The organism is Mesorhizobium sp. B2-4-18 (assembly GCF_006441385.1).
Taxonomy (GTDB): domain Bacteria; phylum Pseudomonadota; class Alphaproteobacteria; order Rhizobiales; family Rhizobiaceae; genus Mesorhizobium; species Mesorhizobium australicum.
In genome coordinates this window covers 69,252-84,797 of record NZ_VFUW01000013.1, presented here as the reverse complement: position 1 = coordinate 84,797, position 15,546 = coordinate 69,252, and the positions used below count along the sequence as shown (strand labels likewise).

The following is a 15,546-nucleotide window of genomic DNA, read 5'->3' as shown; positions in this document are numbered from 1 at the left end:
AGAAGAAAGGAATCGCAGCCATGCGCTATGAAAAAGGCCGGAAGGACGCCTCGCGCAGCCGGATCATGGAGGTTGCCGCCAACCGTTTTCGCGGTGACGGTATCGCCGCGTCCGGGCTCGCAACCATCATGAAAGACGCCGGCCTGACCAACGGGGCCTTCTATCCGCACTTTCAATCCAAGGCGGCGCTTGTCCGTGAAACCGTGGCAGCGGCCTTGGAGGATCAGTCGGACCAGATCCGCGAAGCTTTGGCTGCCGGCGGCCTGGATATGGCCATCGACACTTATCTGTCGACGGCACACCGGGATAATCCGGGACAGGGCTGCGCGTCCGCCGCATTGCTGCCGGAGATCGCACGCGAGCCTTCCGAAACACGTCAACTCTATACCGAGCGCTTGCTGACCCAGGTGCGCCAAGTGGCGGCGGAACTGCCGCCGCGGACCCGGAATCGGGAAAGCGTTGCGCTGGGCATCTTTGCGACCCTTATCGGCGCCCTTCAGATGGCCCGCGCCGTGGACGGAACGGAACTCTCGGAACGCATCCTCGCGGCAGGGGCAGACGCGGCGCGCACGCTGATCCAGCGGGATAGCGAGGCTTCCTCCTAGGTTCGAGCGAAGCTGTAGCTCAGACGAAGTCTGCAAGGTGCCGGCAAGCTGATCTCGGCTCTCGTAGCAGAGGCGCTTGACGGTCGCTGGGCGCTGAAACTTTCCGCAAGCCGGCCTCGTTGCTGCGCAATCGCTTCCTGAGGCGATGACAAGTCCCTCCAATCAATGCCTCGCTGGCTGCGCCCGCGAGGCCTTTTTTGTGCGGCGACAAGGCCGTCCTGCCGGAACCCGGAACCATCCGCGAGCCGCGAAGTTGTCCAGACGACCTGAAGCCTGGTCGTCCAGCGTCAGCGGCGATGAGCAGCAGCGGGGAAGATTGCTCAAAACCAAGCAGTCGCCTGGAGCCGTGGCTCGCGTTCCAAATACCGCAAATATTTCAAAGGTTAGACAGAACACATTTTGGCTGAATTAGGGTTTTTGGTCTGATAAAACCGGAACTTTCGGGCAAACTGTTTCGTTATAACCTTGATCGTTGCTTCGACGATCACAAAGCAACAGGGAAGGATCCAGTCATGAACATCAAGATGATCTGTCTTGGCGCGATGGCGCTTTCGATGGCCACCGGTTCGGCTCTCGCGGGAGGCAGCACAGGAACATCCGCTCTCGACGATCCTGCCAAGATGAAGCCGTTCTACACGGACTCAGGCATGAAGAAGATGGTCGGCAATGATGACTTCGTCAAAGCCTGGAAGGCCCTCACGCCCGAGGACCAGACCGCCATGAAGACCGCCTGCGCCGACGAGGCCAAGAACGCCAACCCGACCAACACGCATCCGGAGTTCTGCAGCAGCGTGAAATTGAACGGTGGCAGTTGATAACGCGCCGCAGCCGTGAAAACAGCCCCGTTCGCGGGGCTGTTTTCGTGACCGCCGTGCTTTGCCCTGCCGCTACTCATTCGGCCCCCACTCCAAGTGCCTGATCCCACGAGTTTTTGCCTCGATCAACACATTTCCCGCTTTTTTCAAGAAGAGGAAAAAACAGCGTCCTTGCTCTGGCCATGTTGCACTGCGAAATATATGCTGCATTGCAATATCGGCTACCCGGCCGGACAGGTGACGGCTGGGCGCAAACGAAGGAGCTGTCGTGGCGGCATCGTTTCGGCCTGACATACAGGGCTTGCGCGCGCTGGCGGTTGGCGGCGTCGTCGCCTACCATTTCGGCCTGACGGCGCTGCCTGGCGGCTTTGCCGGGGTCGACATCTTCTTTGTCATTTCCGGCTGGCTGATCACCACGCATCTGATGCAGGAGATCACCGAGACCGGCCGGCTCGACCTCTGGCGCTTCTATGCCAGGCGCGCACGGCGCCTTCTGCCGGCCGCCATCTTCGTCATCCTGGTCACGCTCGCCGTCGGCACCTTCATCATGGCGCCGCAGGAACAGGCGCTCTATTCGCGCGGCGCCATGTATGCCGCGGCCTACACCATCAATCTGTGGCTGCTGCGCTGGTCGTTCGACTATTTCGCCGCCGATGCCTTGAGCAACCCCTTCATCCACTTCTGGTCGCTGTCGGTGGAGGAGCAGTTCTATCTCGTCTGGCCGGCACTGCTTGTCTTCGCCGCCTGGCTGCATCGGGGCCGGCGCATGACGGTGGTCGTGATCGGTACCGTCGGCCTCGCCTCCTTCGCGGCTTGTCTCTGGCTCACCAGTCTCTCGCCGGCCTGGGCTTTCTATTTCTCGCCGCTGCGGGCCTGGGAATTCGCCGCCGGCGGCCTGGCGACCTTTGCCGCGCCAATCTTGTGGCGGCATCAGTCCTGGCTGCGGGCGGCACAGGGATGGCTGGGCTTGGCGCTGATCGCCGTCGCCTATCTCTGTTTGAGCGAAGACCTGCCCTTCCCCGGCTGGTACGCGCTGCTGCCGGTTGCCGGCTCCGTGCTGGTGCTGTTGAACGGCGCCGGCGAGCAGGGCGATGCCCCGGCCAGGACTCGCTGGGGGGCCTCGGCGCCCGCCGCCATGCTCTCGCTGCCGCCCTTGCAGTGGGTCGGCACGCTCTCCTATTCGCTCTATCTCTGGCATTGGCCCGTCATCGTCTATGCCACCATGCTGCAGCCCGACCTCGGCGTGGCGCAGCGCATCGGCTGCGCCGTGCTGGCGCTGGCGCTGTCGGCGGCCACCTACCGGCTGATCGAAAACCCCGCGCGGCGCGGCGACTGGCTGGCGGCGACAGCCAGAGCCTTTCGCTTCGACGCCAGCCCGGCCGCAGGACTGCTTCGGCTTTTCCCCGGGCTTGCCCTCGCCCCGGCCCTCGTGCTGACCGCCGCCGGCGTGGCTGCGGCCTACGCCAACGCGCATCTGGCCACGCGCAACATCGACCCCACCCAGCGCGGCATCGAAGAGGCCGCCGAACAGCCGTCCATCGCGCGCGCCGTCGACAAGGACTGCCTGCTCGATTTTCACAAGGTGGAGCCGAAACCTTGCACCTTCGGGCCGGCCGACGCCGCCCACACCATCGTGCTGTTCGGCGATTCGCATGCCGACCACTGGTCGACGCCGCTGGTCGAGGCAGCAAAACGCAACGACACCAAAGTGATCACCTACCTCAAATCCTCGTGCCGCGCTTCACGCCTGTCGACCTTCAACGCCGTGCTCAAGCGCGACTACACCGAATGCGACGCCTGGCGCGAACAGGCGATTTCAGACATTATCCGCAGCAAGCCGCGCCTGGTGGTGATCTCGGAATTCTCGATCGGCAATCTGACACGCGACATGTCCGCCGCCAGCCGCAAGGCCGAGATAGCTCGCTGGCAGGCTGGCCTGCGCTCCACCTTGGAGGCCTTCAGCCAGGCAGGCGTCGAGGCCGCCGTCATCCGCGACACGCCGATCGGCGACAGCTTCGCGAACGCCTGCGTCGCCCGCGCGCTGTGGTGGCGCGAGGCGCCGTCGCTGTGCGACACGCCGAGGGCCGAGGCCGCCAATGACGACGTGGCCGCCGCCGAGCGCGCGGTGGTGAAAAGCATCCCCGACACGCTCTATGTCGACCTCACCGACCGCTTCTGCGGCCCGACCGAATGCCACGTCTTCATCGACGGCAAACTCGCCTTCCGCGACAGGCATCATCTGGCGACGGCCTTTGCCGAGACACTGACAGCACCGCTGGAAAAGGCGCTGTTTTAGAGGGTTCCTTTCCCCTTGTGGGAAAAGGAAGAGCGCCCGCTTACTCGGCCCCCGTGGTCCAATCTCCCTTGGTGGTTGCATGCCTTGCTGGTTGCATCCAGGGGAAATGGACGGCGGCGGCCAAGGTTCAAAACGCGCCCCACCATGCTGACAGGTACGGCCAGGGCGGCATCGCCGGACAGGTCCTTTCGCGCCCCGGCAAACAGCTCGAACGATCGATCCACCGATTTATGGGAACAGGGCCGCGGCTGCAGCGTTTATTAGGCGCACCTTAAGAAGGAGGTTGTCATGAAAAAGCTCTTGCTTGCATCCGTGATCGCGGCCGCTTCGGCGATGGCGGTGATCGCTCCGGCAAATGCCGCCAGCATCACGCTCGGCATCGGGAACGGCTATGATGACGACTACTACGTTCCCAGACATCGCGACTATTACCGTCACTACTCCGACGATAGCGACTATTACGGTGGCTACTCCGACGATGGAGCCTATTACCGCCGTCACCACTATCGTTATGGCGTGTACGACGACGGCTACCGGCCGCGCTATTACGGCATGTACCATCGCCGCTGCCACACCGAGTTGGTGAAGCATTGGCGCCATCACCACCGTGTAATCGAGAGAGTGCGGGTCTGCGGCTACTGACCTTGGGATTTTATCCGGCCGGCGTTAGCCGGCCGGATCAATATTACCGTCCGGCTTGCGTAAAACACCAGCATTGCCGGCGCGCCCGCATCGTCGGGGTTGAACAATCCTAACGTCCCATCATCATCCCATAGTGCACGGCCAGCAGGTCGAGCCCTACCTTCAACAGCTTCGTCACCACGTCGCGGCCTTCGCCATCCTGTTCGGCCACGGTCTTCACCGGCTGTTCCAGGCAGACGACCTTCCGCACGATTGCCGCCACGTCCCAATGCCCGAGCGCCCGTGTCGCGGCGGCGTGCGCGCGGCCGGCGTTGAGCACGCTGTCGGCGATGCCGCCGCCGATGCGGCCGCCGTCGACGCGCTCCGTCCAGCGCATCGGCTTGATATCGGCCTGCTGGCTGCACCGGAAGTGCTCGCGGTAGCGCATGCCGGCCTCGCGCTGTTGGCGGGTCAGCGAGGTGATGCCCAGCAGCGGGTCGACATTGCGCACCCGCACGATGCCGCCGGTGGAAGTGTGGCCGTCATTCGACACCTCGTAGACGCGCCGCGCCTCGGCCGTGCCCGGTGTCAGCCGCTTGCGGCCGAAGGCATCGTCCTTCAGCGCGAAATCATGGCCGACCTCGCGGCGGATGCGCACCTGCTCGGCCTCGCCTCTCGGCAGTTTCGGCGCTTGCGGCCTGGCGGCCTTGGTTTTTTTGGGCATGGGTGGCTCCTTGGTTGCGTTCGAGTGGTGGCCTTGCAGAACCTGGGCTCCTCGGCCTCGCAAGGCGTGGCGGAGGTGGGCCGCGAAGCGGACGGAGCGGAGGCAGCGCCGACAGTCGAAAGTCGCTTCTTCAGGGGTGCGCATTGCGATGCTCAATTCTCAGTCGGCTCTGGCGTGGCCGACGGCGTCCCCCTCTCGGTCCCGGCTTCGCCGGGCCGCCTCTCCCCCGCTTCGCACAGGCGAGGAAACCAGGCCGGCGCCCCTCCGCGCCAGCAACTCCCGCATCACCCGCCGCTCGCGCACTTCGATGCAGAGCTGCGCGCTCGAAGGGCAGAACTGCGCGTTGCCGCTCCTCACCTCGCTCGGTCGAGAGTTGCAGCGTGTCGCCGACGAAATCGGAGACGTAGAGCTGCATGAAGGGCCGTTCGCTCATGCCGTGCACCACCTCGTTCTTACAGCCGCGCTAATGGAACCCGCCGCCGGTCCGGACGTTGTGACGCGTCCATGCCCAAGGGGAGGATTGCTCATGACGGCTTTCATGCCGGTGACCCTGCGTTTCTGCGACAACAAGACCATGCTGGTCGGCTCGGTGGCCGATGCGGCGACAGCGCTTCGTCACCAATGGCCCGACAAAACCGCGCCGGGCTATCTCGAGGCGGCGCGGCTCGTCCGGCTCGCGGTCGAGGGCACTTGCTGCCCGCGCCCCGCCTTCGAGGCCTTCCGCGAGGCGGCCAGGCAACAAGGCATATTGGTGGCCAAGCCAAGAAGCCGCGCGCATGAGTGGCTCGACGCGGCGGCGAGCCCCTGAGACGGCCGCGATGCAACCGGCGGCAGGCCTTGTGCGTTTATGAGCGTCGGCTCGGGAGCCGCGCCAGCACCGAAGGTGAATGCCGTGGGTACGATGAAGACCGGAGTGCCGCTCAAAGTCTCCCTGGACGGCCACGTCGAGGAGATCGAGACTGTCAGCGAGGCCGCCGATTTCCTGCAGCGCTGGCCGATCGAGCGGCGGGGCCACGTCTATCGCAGCGCTCTCAACGCCTGCAGCGCCGCCATCGCGGCGCAGATCTCGCAATCCGATGCAATGAAAGTGTTCACCGGCTTTGCCCGGGTTGCCGGCATTCTGGTTGCCGGTGGCGGCCCGGCGACGATGCTGGAGCGACGGGCGGTGCAGCCGCCCAAACAAGGGCGCCAGATGCCGAAATAGCGGTGCAGCGCGATAGGCGTTCACGGTAATTCTCCCGGTATTGGCGGCGATCGAAACTGGTGACGGCGGCGTGAGAAGCGCCTTTTCCTCCATTCAACGGGGAGAAGGGACCGAGCTTCACCCGGCTTCGCAAACAGGGCGGTGAAAGCGCGCCTGATGATAGCTGCAGTAGCTTTTCATCGCCGTGATGCGCATGCCGCAGCACAGCATGTCCTGGCCGGGCCGTCCGCCGGACGCACCATCTTTAGCATCTTCCTCCAGCGCCAGGTCGAGCGGTGCGCGGCAGCGGGTGAACAGGCAATCGATGAAGCGCATGGCCACGCCATGCGGCTGCCGGCCGATAGGACCGCGCGGCGACGCCGGCACCTTGAAGCGGTAGGTTTGCCCATCAGCGATCAGCACGCCCGCCTCGCGTTGGAAAAGCCGTGGCCGGACGGGCGAAGGGGCCTGCTTCGGCCGCACGGCCGGTGTGCTCCCCGGCTGCGGGATGGCGCCGGCACGGCTCGTTGGAGGTTCCGCCTTGGCGGCTCGGCTCGCCGCCTTGGCCATCGCCGTGCCAGCTGCCGACGGGCCCTTGCCATTGGCGAAGCCGATCGCGCCCAGCATGGCATTGCGATGGACGATGCCGATAATGGCGTTGCGCGATACTGGGCTGCCGCGCTGTGCGCTGAACGCCGCCGCGATCCTGGAGGCCGAAAGCCCATCCCCGAGCCAGGCGGCAATCGCCTGCAATTCGCTGTCACTGTAGCTTGCCATGTCCGTCTCCATTGCGCGGCCAGCGGCCGCCGTGGACGGCGCCGTCAGGCAAGCGTGGGGTTTGCCCGCGGCCGTCATGGGCGCTGTCGGGCCTGGTCGGCCTGTCGGCCGCTGGGATTGCTGTGGACGAGCCGGCTCTCAGCCTCGCCGGGCGACCTGCGGCGAGGCGCGCAAGCCGCGCCCGCGCCAGGTCTCTATCGGGGGGCCGAACCAGCCCTGCCCGTCATCGGCTCGTACGGATCTACGGTGCCGTTCTGCGTGCGACAGGCAACACCCGCGGCCGGGTCGAATGGGGGGCCGGAGCCGCGGGGAGCGGCGGCTCCGGCCGTTCCAGCCGCCGGGAACGGGCGGACCGGACGCAAGGCCGATGCACCAAGGCAATCGGCTTCGCGCTTCGCCCCGGCCGGGGAGGAGGCGGCCGGGGCGGAAGGGAAAGGGCAGGCCGGCAAGGCCGGTCTGGAGGTGCTGTCGACTCTGAGAGGGTTGAGCTTTTGCATAAGTTGATATAAGCATAACTCAAAAATTCATGCAAGCCATTCTTTCATGGACGAAAGCAGGACTTGCCGGTCACATGAGGCCATGGTGAAAACGCAACTGTCGATCAGGGTCGGGGCCGCGATCCGCCAGGCACGCAAGCAGCGTGGCCTGGTCATGCGCCACATCGCCGAGCACAACGACACCGATGTCGCCGCCGTCGGCAACTGGGAAACCGGGCGCAACCTGCCCAAGACCGAAAACTTGCTGAAGACCGCCGCCTTCCTGCGCGTCGACCCCGTGGCGCTGGGCCAAGGGCAGGTCGTCTTCCTCGACGATGCCGGCCCGGTGGCGGACGCCGAGATCGTCACCGACGCCGGCCCGCTGCCGGCCGGAGCGATGGACATTCCGGTGCTGGGCGCCGCCGTCGGCGGCGACGACGGCGACTTCACCTTCAACGGCGAGCCGGCAGGATACGTGCAGCGTCCGCCAGGGGTCCGCAACCTGCCGAGAGTATTCGCGCTCCATGTCCTCTCGGATTCCATGGTGCCGCGCTACGAACCCGGCGACATGATCTATTGCGGCGGCCGCGACGCGGTGCCGGGCGACCATGTGGTGATCGAGACCTTTCCCGACGAGAACGAGAAGAATGGCAAGGCCTTCATCAAGAAACTGGTCCGGCGCACGGCGGGCGAGCTGGTGGTCGAGCAGTACAATCCGCCCAAGACGCTGACCTTCAATCGCTACGCCATCAAGCACGTCTGGCGGGTGATTCCGCTGAAGGAACTGCTGGGATACTAGACCGGGCCTGCGTGGCGTCGGCTATCGCCCGCGAGCCACGATAGCATTCAGCGTCAAGGACAACACCGTGACGGTCTTGCAAGCCTTTCACGGCGGGCGAGACGTTGCCCTCTTCGACGAAGACGACGTCTGCTGACGACTGGCCAGCCGGCGCCCTCAAGCTCGTCTCGACCTCTCCAGCGGCACGTCGCGGCCGCTCAGCATGCGCGCTTCCGAGCGCACGCGCTGGCGCTCGTCGATGAAAGCGGCCTGGATCGAGATCGCCGTGCCAGGCAGCCCGTCGGCCCGGCAGGCCGAGCAGACAATGCGGCCCGACAGCGCGGCCAGCGGCGTGCTCCCATTCACACCGAAGCGCTTCAACTGATCGGGCCGCCACCACCTGTTGCGGCCGCAATCGGCGCACTCGACCGACAGCGAGGCGACCTGCGCGATCACTGCTTCCCTGCCTGGCAACGCCATCACTGCTCCGTCCTTTTGTTCGTGCTTTGTTCCTATCTTCCCGTGTTTCGAAGCAGGAGTCGAGTCGCAGTTTCCAAACTCCTCCAAAAGTCTCCCTTCTATGTACGTTTGAGTTATGCTTATATCACACTTGCAAATGTGAGTCGGCGCGGGATCACCTCGCGCCAGATCCGGGAGCAAGAATGGATGCCGCCGATTTCGCCCGCGCCTGCGGCTACACCGGCGACAGTCCCGCCTTGCTCGAAGCCTTCGAGGCGATCCGCCGCACCGGCATCGCGCAGGCCCGCCTGGATCATTTCAGGCGCAAGGCCGTCATCGACGAGTTGAAGCGCGCCGAGCCGCTGTTCCTGGCCGCGATCGACCCGGCGCTGTCGGCGCACGAAGCCGTCGAGGATGCAGCCCGTTTCATCGCCGGCTGGCGCAACATGCCGCGCTGGCGCCAGGAACGGCGCCTGGCCGATCTTGCCAGGGCGAAGCAGCAGCGGCTCGTGGCGCGCTTCTTCCGCCGTTTCGGCCATCGTCTTTGGGCACTTGAAGCAGCCTGAGGCCCGAGCACGGCTGGACCGAGCCATTTGCGGTTTCAATCCCTGATTTTTCTTTCTAGATTGCGCCTGGGGTGCCTGTTCGTTCGACGCACATAATTTGGAATGTTCAAGACTGCCCGCTCAAAAGTTCAGACCTGGATAACGGCCGGCGCGGGAACCATTGCCGCCTTGTTCGTCGCCGGCCTGATGGGGGCATTCGGCGCCCTGCCCGCCCATGATCCACCACAATTGCCGCCAGACGCCGTCATCGAGGCCGGCCGCTGGCGCCTGCAGCCGGTGCGCGCCTATGTCGGCCATGCCGGGGTCCACGGCGTGCCGCTGAAGCCGGGCCAGAAGGCACTGGTGCTGGAAGTCGACATGACCAACCGCACCGCGCAATCCGACAAGGGCTATTTCAACGTCTTCGCGCCGGACGGCGTGATCCTGTCCGATCCCGTGCCGATGATCGTGTTGACACGCGATTCCACGATGACGCCGGAACTGCATCCCGGCATGACCGAGCGCATGGCCTATGTCTGGCCGCTTGCCGGGGACGCCGCCGTGCCGGCAAGCCTCGCCTTCGGCGTCACCGCCGAGATCTTCAAGCCGCGCGACAATCTCTATGGCACACCAGGCTGGTACAACCCCTACCGGCTCGGCACCGTCACCTTGCCGGTCGCCGACCTGCCGGCGGCCGGGCAGTCGCAGAGTGGGCAGTCTCAGAGTGGGCAGCCGGAAAGCGGCCCATGAGGATACGCGTGCTTGGCAATCTCGCGATCCTTTGCGCCACCGTGGTGCTGAGCTACGGCATGCAGATGACGAAGCCGCATTATGCCGACCTCACCGCACCTATTCCCATCAATGGTTCGATGCATGACACGGTGCGCGCGCGCAGCTTCGCTGTCAGCTTGGACAAGGTGATCTTCGCGCGCCGGCTCAAGACCAATCAGTTCGGCCAGGAGAAGCTTTTGACGACCAGCGGCCTATGGGCGGTGGTAACAACAAACCTCACCGCGACCAGCACCTCCACCGCGGTCGCCGACGGCTTCTGGCAAGGCCCGACCGGGCTGCGTTATCACCAGACGGAGCGGCTGGGCTACCGCCCCGACATGCCGCCGCACGGGGTCGATCCGGGCCTGGACAAGCGTAGCCTGTTCGTTTTCGAGGTACCACCGGACCAGATCCGCGGCGCCAGGCTGCTGATATCGGCGCGCCAGTTCGGCCCGCTCGACGGGCAGGCCCGCATCAGCCTCGACGCGCTGCCGACCGGCGCTGACGGCCAGCCGGCCGACATCCTGCCGGAATTCGACCTCGACGCGGCGCCGGGCCTGACACCGCAGGACAAGACACCGCAGGGCAAGACATGAGCGCCGTTTCGACAGACACCCCGACCGTGGACCGGCAATCCGAGCGACGATGGCGCCGGCGCGGCTTGATGGCGCTCGCCATCCTGCTGCCGCTGACACTGGCCGAGACCAGCCATGACAGCGTCCGCGAATGGCTGCATGGCGAGGACCTTATCGCCAGGGATGTCGAGTTCGGCCAATCCGTGCCGTTCGGCGGCAGCGGCTGGAAACTGGCCGATTTGCGCGGCGGCAAGGCCGGCCGCCTGCCCAACCACGCCTTCGCCGTCATCGCTACCTTCACCGTGACCATTGGCGACCCAGACCTGCAGAAACAATGGCTGGGCTGCAAACTGATGCTGACCGATGCCGCCGGGCGCCGATGGCTGCCCGATTTCATCAGCGGCGTCAGCCTGCCCGACGGCGTGATGAATTGCGCTTCGGCCATCTTCTCCGGCGCCAAAAAAGGCGATGTCATCACCGTCGGCGACATTTTCATCGTGCCCGAGGACGCGGTGAAAACCATTCGCCCCGCCGTCGGGCTGGGCAGCGAACGGCCGTGGTATCTGCGTTTCCAGCGGCCGCCGAAGTGACAGCGCCCCAGGCTCGGCTCTGCAAGGCCGGCGCCAACAAATCCTCTACTTCCGCGCTTCGACAGTCTCGGTCACCCGCTTGGGCAGCGAGAACGCCGTCTCCAGCACGGCGGCGAGAAAACATATCCTGATCGGCTCGATCAAAATGCCGGTGGAGGAATCCTGGAACGGGCTGCCGAACAGCAGCGTCAGTCCATGGGAGAAAATCTGCCAGACATCGAGCTCGTGCGGGCCAATCAGCCGCGTCGCGCCAAGCCACAGCCAGGCCGCGCCCCAGTCGAGCAGGCGGTAGCCGACGATCAGCGTGCACAAAAGCACCAGGCTGGAACTCACCGTCAGCCGCACGCCATTGGCGATCGGCAGGTAGCGCGAACGGTAGCCGGCGATGAAATGCTCGACGAAATCGCGCAGGAATTTCGGCAGTCCGGCATAGCGCCGGCCGAACCGCTCGACGCGGCTGTCGACCCGCATCAACGCCGCGTCGTCGCGCACGTCATAGCCATAGATCAGCGCCGCCATCACCAGCCAGATCAGCGGCAAAAGCATGTAGAAAAACAGATTGACCGCTACCGTCGAGGGCGTGATCGAGGTGATCTCGACCGGCACCACAGATGCCGCGCTCGTCGCCGTTACAGATGCGGCGCTCGTCGCCGTCACCGGGCTCGCCAGCCCGTCGATGGACGCCTGCAGCACGGACCAGAGATTGCGGCTCATCAGCCATTGCAGCGCGCTGTCCTTCCAGCGGCTGATGACGTAGAGACCGACGAAGATCCAGTTGGTCTCGCAGATCACCACCACGATCTGCCAGAACGACGTTGCCGTCGTCTTCGTCTGCATGAACTTGGCCAACCGGCGGATCAGCCATGACACGGCGACCGAAATCAGCAGCCAGCGCGAATCGAGCACGTCGAGCACATTGCCGCTCTGGCCGAAATCGGCCTGTTCGAGCGAGGCGCGCGAATATTGGCGCACGATATCGCCGAGGAACCCCCAGGCGGCGTAATAGGCAAAGAACGGCAGCAGCGCGATGGTGATCATGCGCACCAGCCGCGAGCCGCGCCGGTCAGTACCTCTCGCCTCCTTGCCAGCGACTTCGCTCTCGGAGGCCGCGGCCTTGTCCGCGCCGCGCTGCGCGGCCAGCACATTGGGCAGGCCCGGCCGCAGCACATGGAACATCGCAACCGTCACCACCAGCTGCGCCAGCGCCACCAGCGTCAGCATGGCAAGCCCGGCGAAATGGTTGGCGAGCGCCACCCTGGCAGCCAGCTGCAGCAGGAGATCGCCGGCCAGCACCCCGGCCAGCACCAGCGCCACGAGCTGCGGCCAGAAGCGCCGCAGCAGCGAAAAACTCAAGCTGATCGGCCTGATGATGTCGGCAACCATGAGATTCTTTCACGCTGCCCCCGCGCGAAGCCTTTCTAGCAAGGCGCGGATGTTTTGCAAGAAATGGGGCAGCTTTCCTGGCAAACGGCTAGGGTGAGCGCACAACCTCTCGCTCCTATCGCCTCACCCGCGACTTCAGCCAGCGGTCGAACGCCACCGCCAGGATCAGGATCAGCCCGATGACGATGCTTTGCGTGTAGGACGAGACGTTGTTGAACTGCAGGCCGTTCTGCAGCACGCCGATCAGGGCGGCACCCACCACCGTGCCGCCGACCGAGCCGATGCCGCCGAACAGCGAGGTGCCGCCGATGACGACGGCGGAGATCACCGTCAATTCGTAGCCGATGCCGGCGACCGCTTCGGAAGAATTCAGCCTGGCCGACAGCACGAAGGCGGCGAGCCCGGCGAAGAAGCCGACGATGACATAGACCGAGACCAGGATACGGTCGACCCGCAGGCCCGACAGCCGCGCGGCCTCGGCATTGCCGCCGACGGCATAGACGGCGCGGCCATAGCGGGTGTAGCGCAGCACGATGTGGCACAGGATGGCGGCGATGGCGAAGATGATCGCCGGCACCGGCACCGGACCGATCAGCCCGGTGCCGAACCAGCGCATCGAGGCGTCGAAGCCGGAGATCGGGCCGCCATTGGAAATGGTCAGCGTCAGCCCGCGGAACACCGTCAGCCCACCCAGCGTGACGACGAAGGGCGGCACTTTCAGCCTTGTGATGGCGAACCCCTGCACGCCGCCGGCGAGCGCACCGACCACGACAGCGGCCAGCAGGGCGGCGAACCAGCCAAAACCTTGGCTGCCTGACGTCGACAGAGACAGCGTGTTGGCGGTGCCGCCCTTGGCGACCACGGCCGCGACCATGCCACAGAAGGCGAGCAGCGAGCCGACCGAAAGATCGATGCCGGCGGTGAGGATGACGAAGGTCATGCCGAGCGCGATCAGCCCGGTGATCGAGATCTGCCTGGTGATGTTGAACAGGTTGATCGGGTCGATGAAGCTCGGCTTCAGCACGGTGAAGACGACGACCAGCGCCGCCAGGAACAGCAGCGGCCCAAAGCTCATCAAAAGCCGCGCGATCGTCACGCCGCCGCGCTGGCTCTGTTCCTCGGCGATGCTCATCGTGCCTGCCCCTCCCCATCCTGTGCCGGCGTATCCTGCCTGTCGAGCGCCATCAGTTCCATCAATCTTTCCTCGTTTGCCTCGACGCCCGGCATTTCGCCGGTGATACGCCCCTTGCGCATGGTGACGATGCGGTCCGACACCGCCAGCACCTCGGGCAGCTCGGACGAGATCATCATTACCGCGATGCCGCGCGCCGCCAGCTGCACCAGGATCTGGTGCACCTCCGCCTTGGCGCCGACATCGACGCCGCGCGTCGGCTCGTCGACGATCAGCACTTTCGGGTCGCGCGCCAGCCAGCGCGCCAGGATCACCTTCTGCTGGTTGCCGCCCGACAGGCCCTCGATCGCCTGCTCGGCCGAAGCCATGCGGATCGACAGCATCTTCCTGAACCCCGACAGCGCGTCGCGCTCGCGCCGCTCGGCCATGAAGCCGAAGCCGTTGCTGAAGCGCCCGAGGGAGGCGACGGAGAAATTCGGCAGAATACCAAGGGCTGCAAAGATCGCCTGGTGCTTGCGGTCTTCCGGCACCAGCCCAATGCCGAGCGCGATGGCGTCGGCCGGCGATGCGGGCGCGATCTGCTTGCCGTCGAGCGTGATCATTCCCGCCGCGATGCGATCGGCGCCGAAAATGGCGCGCGCCAGTTCCGTGCGGCCGGAGCCGACAAGACCGGCGACGCCGAGGATCTCGCCCGCCTTGAGGTCGATATCGACACCGTCGAGCACTATGGCGTGCGGCGCTTCGGGATCGCGCACGGTGCGCAAGCCCCGAACCGACAGCACCACATCGCCGGCCGCCGCGCGTTGCGCCGGACGGGCGTAAAGTTCGGAAGCGGCGCGGCCGACCATCTTTTCGATGATGGCGGGCAATTTGATGGGCCCGCCCTGACGCTCGATATGCCCCGCCAGCCTGCCGTCGCGCAGCACCGTCATGCGGTCGCAGATGGCGGATGCCTCGTCCAGCCGGTGGGTGACGAACATGATGGCAACATGGTCCTTGCGCAGCCGGTCCATGATCGACAGCAGCCTCTGCACCTCCGTCTCGGTCAGCGCCGAGGTCGGCTCGTCCATGATGATCAGCCGGCTTTTCAAGGACAACGCGCGGGCGATCTCGACCAGCTGCTGCTCGGCCACCGACAGCGCCGAAACCGGCGTCATCGGATCGATGGTAAGGCCTACACGGGCAATGATGGCGCGGGAATCCTGTTCCATCTTGCGCCAGCTCACCAGCCCGAGCCGGCCGATCGGCGCGCGGCCGACGAAAATGTTCTCCGCCACGGTCAGCGTCGGGATCAGGCTGAGTTCCTGGTAGATTGTGACGATGCCCAGCCGCTTGGCCTCCTGCGGGCTCGCCGGCTGGTAGTCGGCGCCGTCGAAGGTGATGCGGCCGCCGGACGGTGGCATGACGCCCGACAGGATTTTCAGAAGCGTCGATTTTCCCGCGCCGTTTTCGCCAAGCAGGCCGAGGATTTCGCCGGCGCGGACATCGAGCGAGACATCGCTCAGCGCGGTGACGCCGGCGAAATGCTTGGTGAGGCCTTCGACGGAAAGCAGGACGGGGGATGCGGCTTCAGATGGAGACAAGGAGTGCTCCTTGATGCGGTTCAGGCTGTGCTTGAACACCCCCCTCTGGCCTGCCGGCCATCTCCCCCGCAAGGGGGGAGATCACCAGTGTCTCTGACCGCGCTTTTCCTGCAACGTTTGAGGTTGGCGAAAGGAGACGAACAGTCAATCTCCCCCCTTGCGGGGGAGATGTCCGGCAGGACAGAGGGGGGTGCTGTCCCGCCCGCCTCGCCAATCGGCCGATGTCCACCCGC

17 protein-coding genes are annotated in these 15,546 nt (G+C 65.3%); 11 read left to right on the top strand and 6 right to left on the bottom strand.

Annotation, left to right across the window (positions count from 1 at the left end; genetic code table 11):
• Positions 1 to 20: 20 nt before the first annotated feature.
• From FJ527_RS25945 to FJ527_RS25930, 4 genes are all read left to right on the top strand, one after another.
• Positions 21 to 605, top strand: coding sequence for a TetR/AcrR family transcriptional regulator (locus FJ527_RS25945; protein ID WP_140824360.1), 585 nt, complete (start codon positions 21 to 23; stop codon positions 603 to 605).
• A gap of 512 nt (positions 606 to 1,117) precedes the next feature.
• Entirely contained in the window at positions 1,118 to 1,420 is a 303-nt protein-coding gene (locus FJ527_RS25940; RefSeq protein ID WP_015316825.1) for a hypothetical protein, read from the top strand.
• 268 nt (positions 1,421 to 1,688) lie between these two features.
• The gene (locus tag FJ527_RS25935) at positions 1,689 to 3,716 is read left to right on the top strand and encodes an acyltransferase family protein (RefSeq protein WP_140824359.1); all 2,028 of its coding nucleotides are present in this window, start codon (positions 1,689 to 1,691) and stop codon (positions 3,714 to 3,716) included.
• 300 nt (positions 3,717 to 4,016) lie between these two features.
• A complete protein-coding gene (locus tag FJ527_RS25930) occupies positions 4,017 to 4,358 on the top strand; it encodes a hypothetical protein (protein WP_318013047.1) in 342 nt (113 codons plus the stop codon).
• A 109-nt stretch (positions 4,359 to 4,467) separates the two neighbouring features.
• Here FJ527_RS25930 and FJ527_RS25925 read toward each other — a convergent pair whose 3' ends face one another.
• Positions 4,468 to 5,061 carry a DUF6456 domain-containing protein gene (locus tag FJ527_RS25925; protein ID WP_140824358.1) on the bottom strand — a complete coding sequence of 198 codons (594 nt, stop codon included), beginning with the start codon at positions 5,059 to 5,061 and terminating at the stop codon, positions 4,468 to 4,470.
• 526 nt (positions 5,062 to 5,587) lie between these two features.
• On the opposite strand from FJ527_RS25925, the gene FJ527_RS25915 reads away from it, so the two are divergent.
• Together FJ527_RS25915 and FJ527_RS25910 are read left to right on the top strand one after the other, a co-directional pair.
• The gene (locus tag FJ527_RS25915) at positions 5,588 to 5,869 is read left to right on the top strand and encodes a DUF982 domain-containing protein (RefSeq protein ID WP_140617911.1); all 282 of its coding nucleotides are present in this window, start codon (positions 5,588 to 5,590) and stop codon (positions 5,867 to 5,869) included.
• A 39-nt stretch (positions 5,870 to 5,908) separates the two neighbouring features.
• A complete protein-coding gene (locus FJ527_RS25910) occupies positions 5,909 to 6,265 on the top strand; it encodes a DUF982 domain-containing protein (protein ID WP_140824356.1) in 357 nt (118 codons plus the stop codon).
• Positions 6,266 to 6,382: 117 nt separating this feature from the next.
• Here FJ527_RS25910 and FJ527_RS25905 read toward each other — a convergent pair whose 3' ends face one another.
• Positions 6,383 to 7,021, bottom strand: coding sequence for a GcrA family cell cycle regulator (locus FJ527_RS25905; protein WP_140824355.1), 639 nt, complete (start codon positions 7,019 to 7,021; stop codon positions 6,383 to 6,385).
• 579 nt (positions 7,022 to 7,600) lie between these two features.
• Between FJ527_RS25905 and FJ527_RS25895 the strand changes: the two genes are divergently transcribed.
• On the top strand, positions 7,601 to 8,296 hold the full coding sequence (locus FJ527_RS25895) for a helix-turn-helix transcriptional regulator (RefSeq protein ID WP_181166485.1): 696 nt from the start codon (positions 7,601 to 7,603) through the stop codon (positions 8,294 to 8,296).
• A gap of 156 nt (positions 8,297 to 8,452) precedes the next feature.
• On the opposite strand, the gene FJ527_RS25890 is transcribed toward FJ527_RS25895, so the two are convergent.
• Positions 8,453 to 8,755 carry a hypothetical protein gene (locus FJ527_RS25890; RefSeq protein ID WP_140824354.1) on the bottom strand — a complete coding sequence of 101 codons (303 nt, stop codon included), beginning with the start codon at positions 8,753 to 8,755 and terminating at the stop codon, positions 8,453 to 8,455.
• 182 nt (positions 8,756 to 8,937) lie between these two features.
• Here FJ527_RS25890 and FJ527_RS25885 point away from each other — a divergent pair, with 182 nt between their 5' ends.
• From FJ527_RS25885 to FJ527_RS25870, 4 genes are all read left to right on the top strand, one after another.
• Positions 8,938 to 9,300, top strand: a complete 363-nt coding sequence (locus FJ527_RS25885) for a hypothetical protein (protein ID WP_140663517.1) — start codon at positions 8,938 to 8,940, stop codon at positions 9,298 to 9,300.
• A 102-nt stretch (positions 9,301 to 9,402) separates the two neighbouring features.
• Entirely contained in the window at positions 9,403 to 10,029 is a 627-nt protein-coding gene (locus FJ527_RS25880) for a hypothetical protein (RefSeq protein ID WP_140824353.1), read from the top strand.
• Complete coding sequence (locus tag FJ527_RS25875) at positions 10,026 to 10,646, top strand: hypothetical protein (RefSeq protein ID WP_140824352.1); 621 nt, start codon at positions 10,026 to 10,028, stop codon at positions 10,644 to 10,646. The genes FJ527_RS25880 and FJ527_RS25875 overlap by 4 nt, the downstream gene beginning before the upstream one ends.
• On the top strand, positions 10,643 to 11,215 hold the full coding sequence (locus FJ527_RS25870) for a hypothetical protein (RefSeq protein WP_140824351.1): 573 nt from the start codon (positions 10,643 to 10,645) through the stop codon (positions 11,213 to 11,215). Before FJ527_RS25875 ends, FJ527_RS25870 begins: the two co-directional genes overlap by 4 nt.
• Positions 11,216 to 11,260: 45 nt before the next feature.
• Here FJ527_RS25870 and FJ527_RS25865 read toward each other — a convergent pair whose 3' ends face one another.
• The 3 genes from FJ527_RS25865 to FJ527_RS25855 all read right to left on the bottom strand — a co-directional run bounded on the left by FJ527_RS25865 (position 11,261) and on the right by FJ527_RS25855 (position 15,328).
• On the bottom strand, positions 11,261 to 12,598 hold the full coding sequence (locus FJ527_RS25865; RefSeq protein ID WP_140824350.1) for a hypothetical protein: 1,338 nt from the start codon (positions 12,596 to 12,598) through the stop codon (positions 11,261 to 11,263).
• Positions 12,599 to 12,713: 115 nt separating this feature from the next.
• A complete protein-coding gene (locus FJ527_RS25860; protein ID WP_140824349.1) occupies positions 12,714 to 13,730 on the bottom strand; it encodes an ABC transporter permease in 1,017 nt (338 codons plus the stop codon).
• Positions 13,727 to 15,328 carry a sugar ABC transporter ATP-binding protein gene (locus FJ527_RS25855; RefSeq protein WP_181166492.1) on the bottom strand — a complete coding sequence of 534 codons (1,602 nt, stop codon included), beginning with the start codon at positions 15,326 to 15,328 and terminating at the stop codon, positions 13,727 to 13,729. The genes FJ527_RS25860 and FJ527_RS25855 overlap by 4 nt, the downstream gene beginning before the upstream one ends.
• Positions 15,329 to 15,546 lie beyond the last annotated feature (218 nt).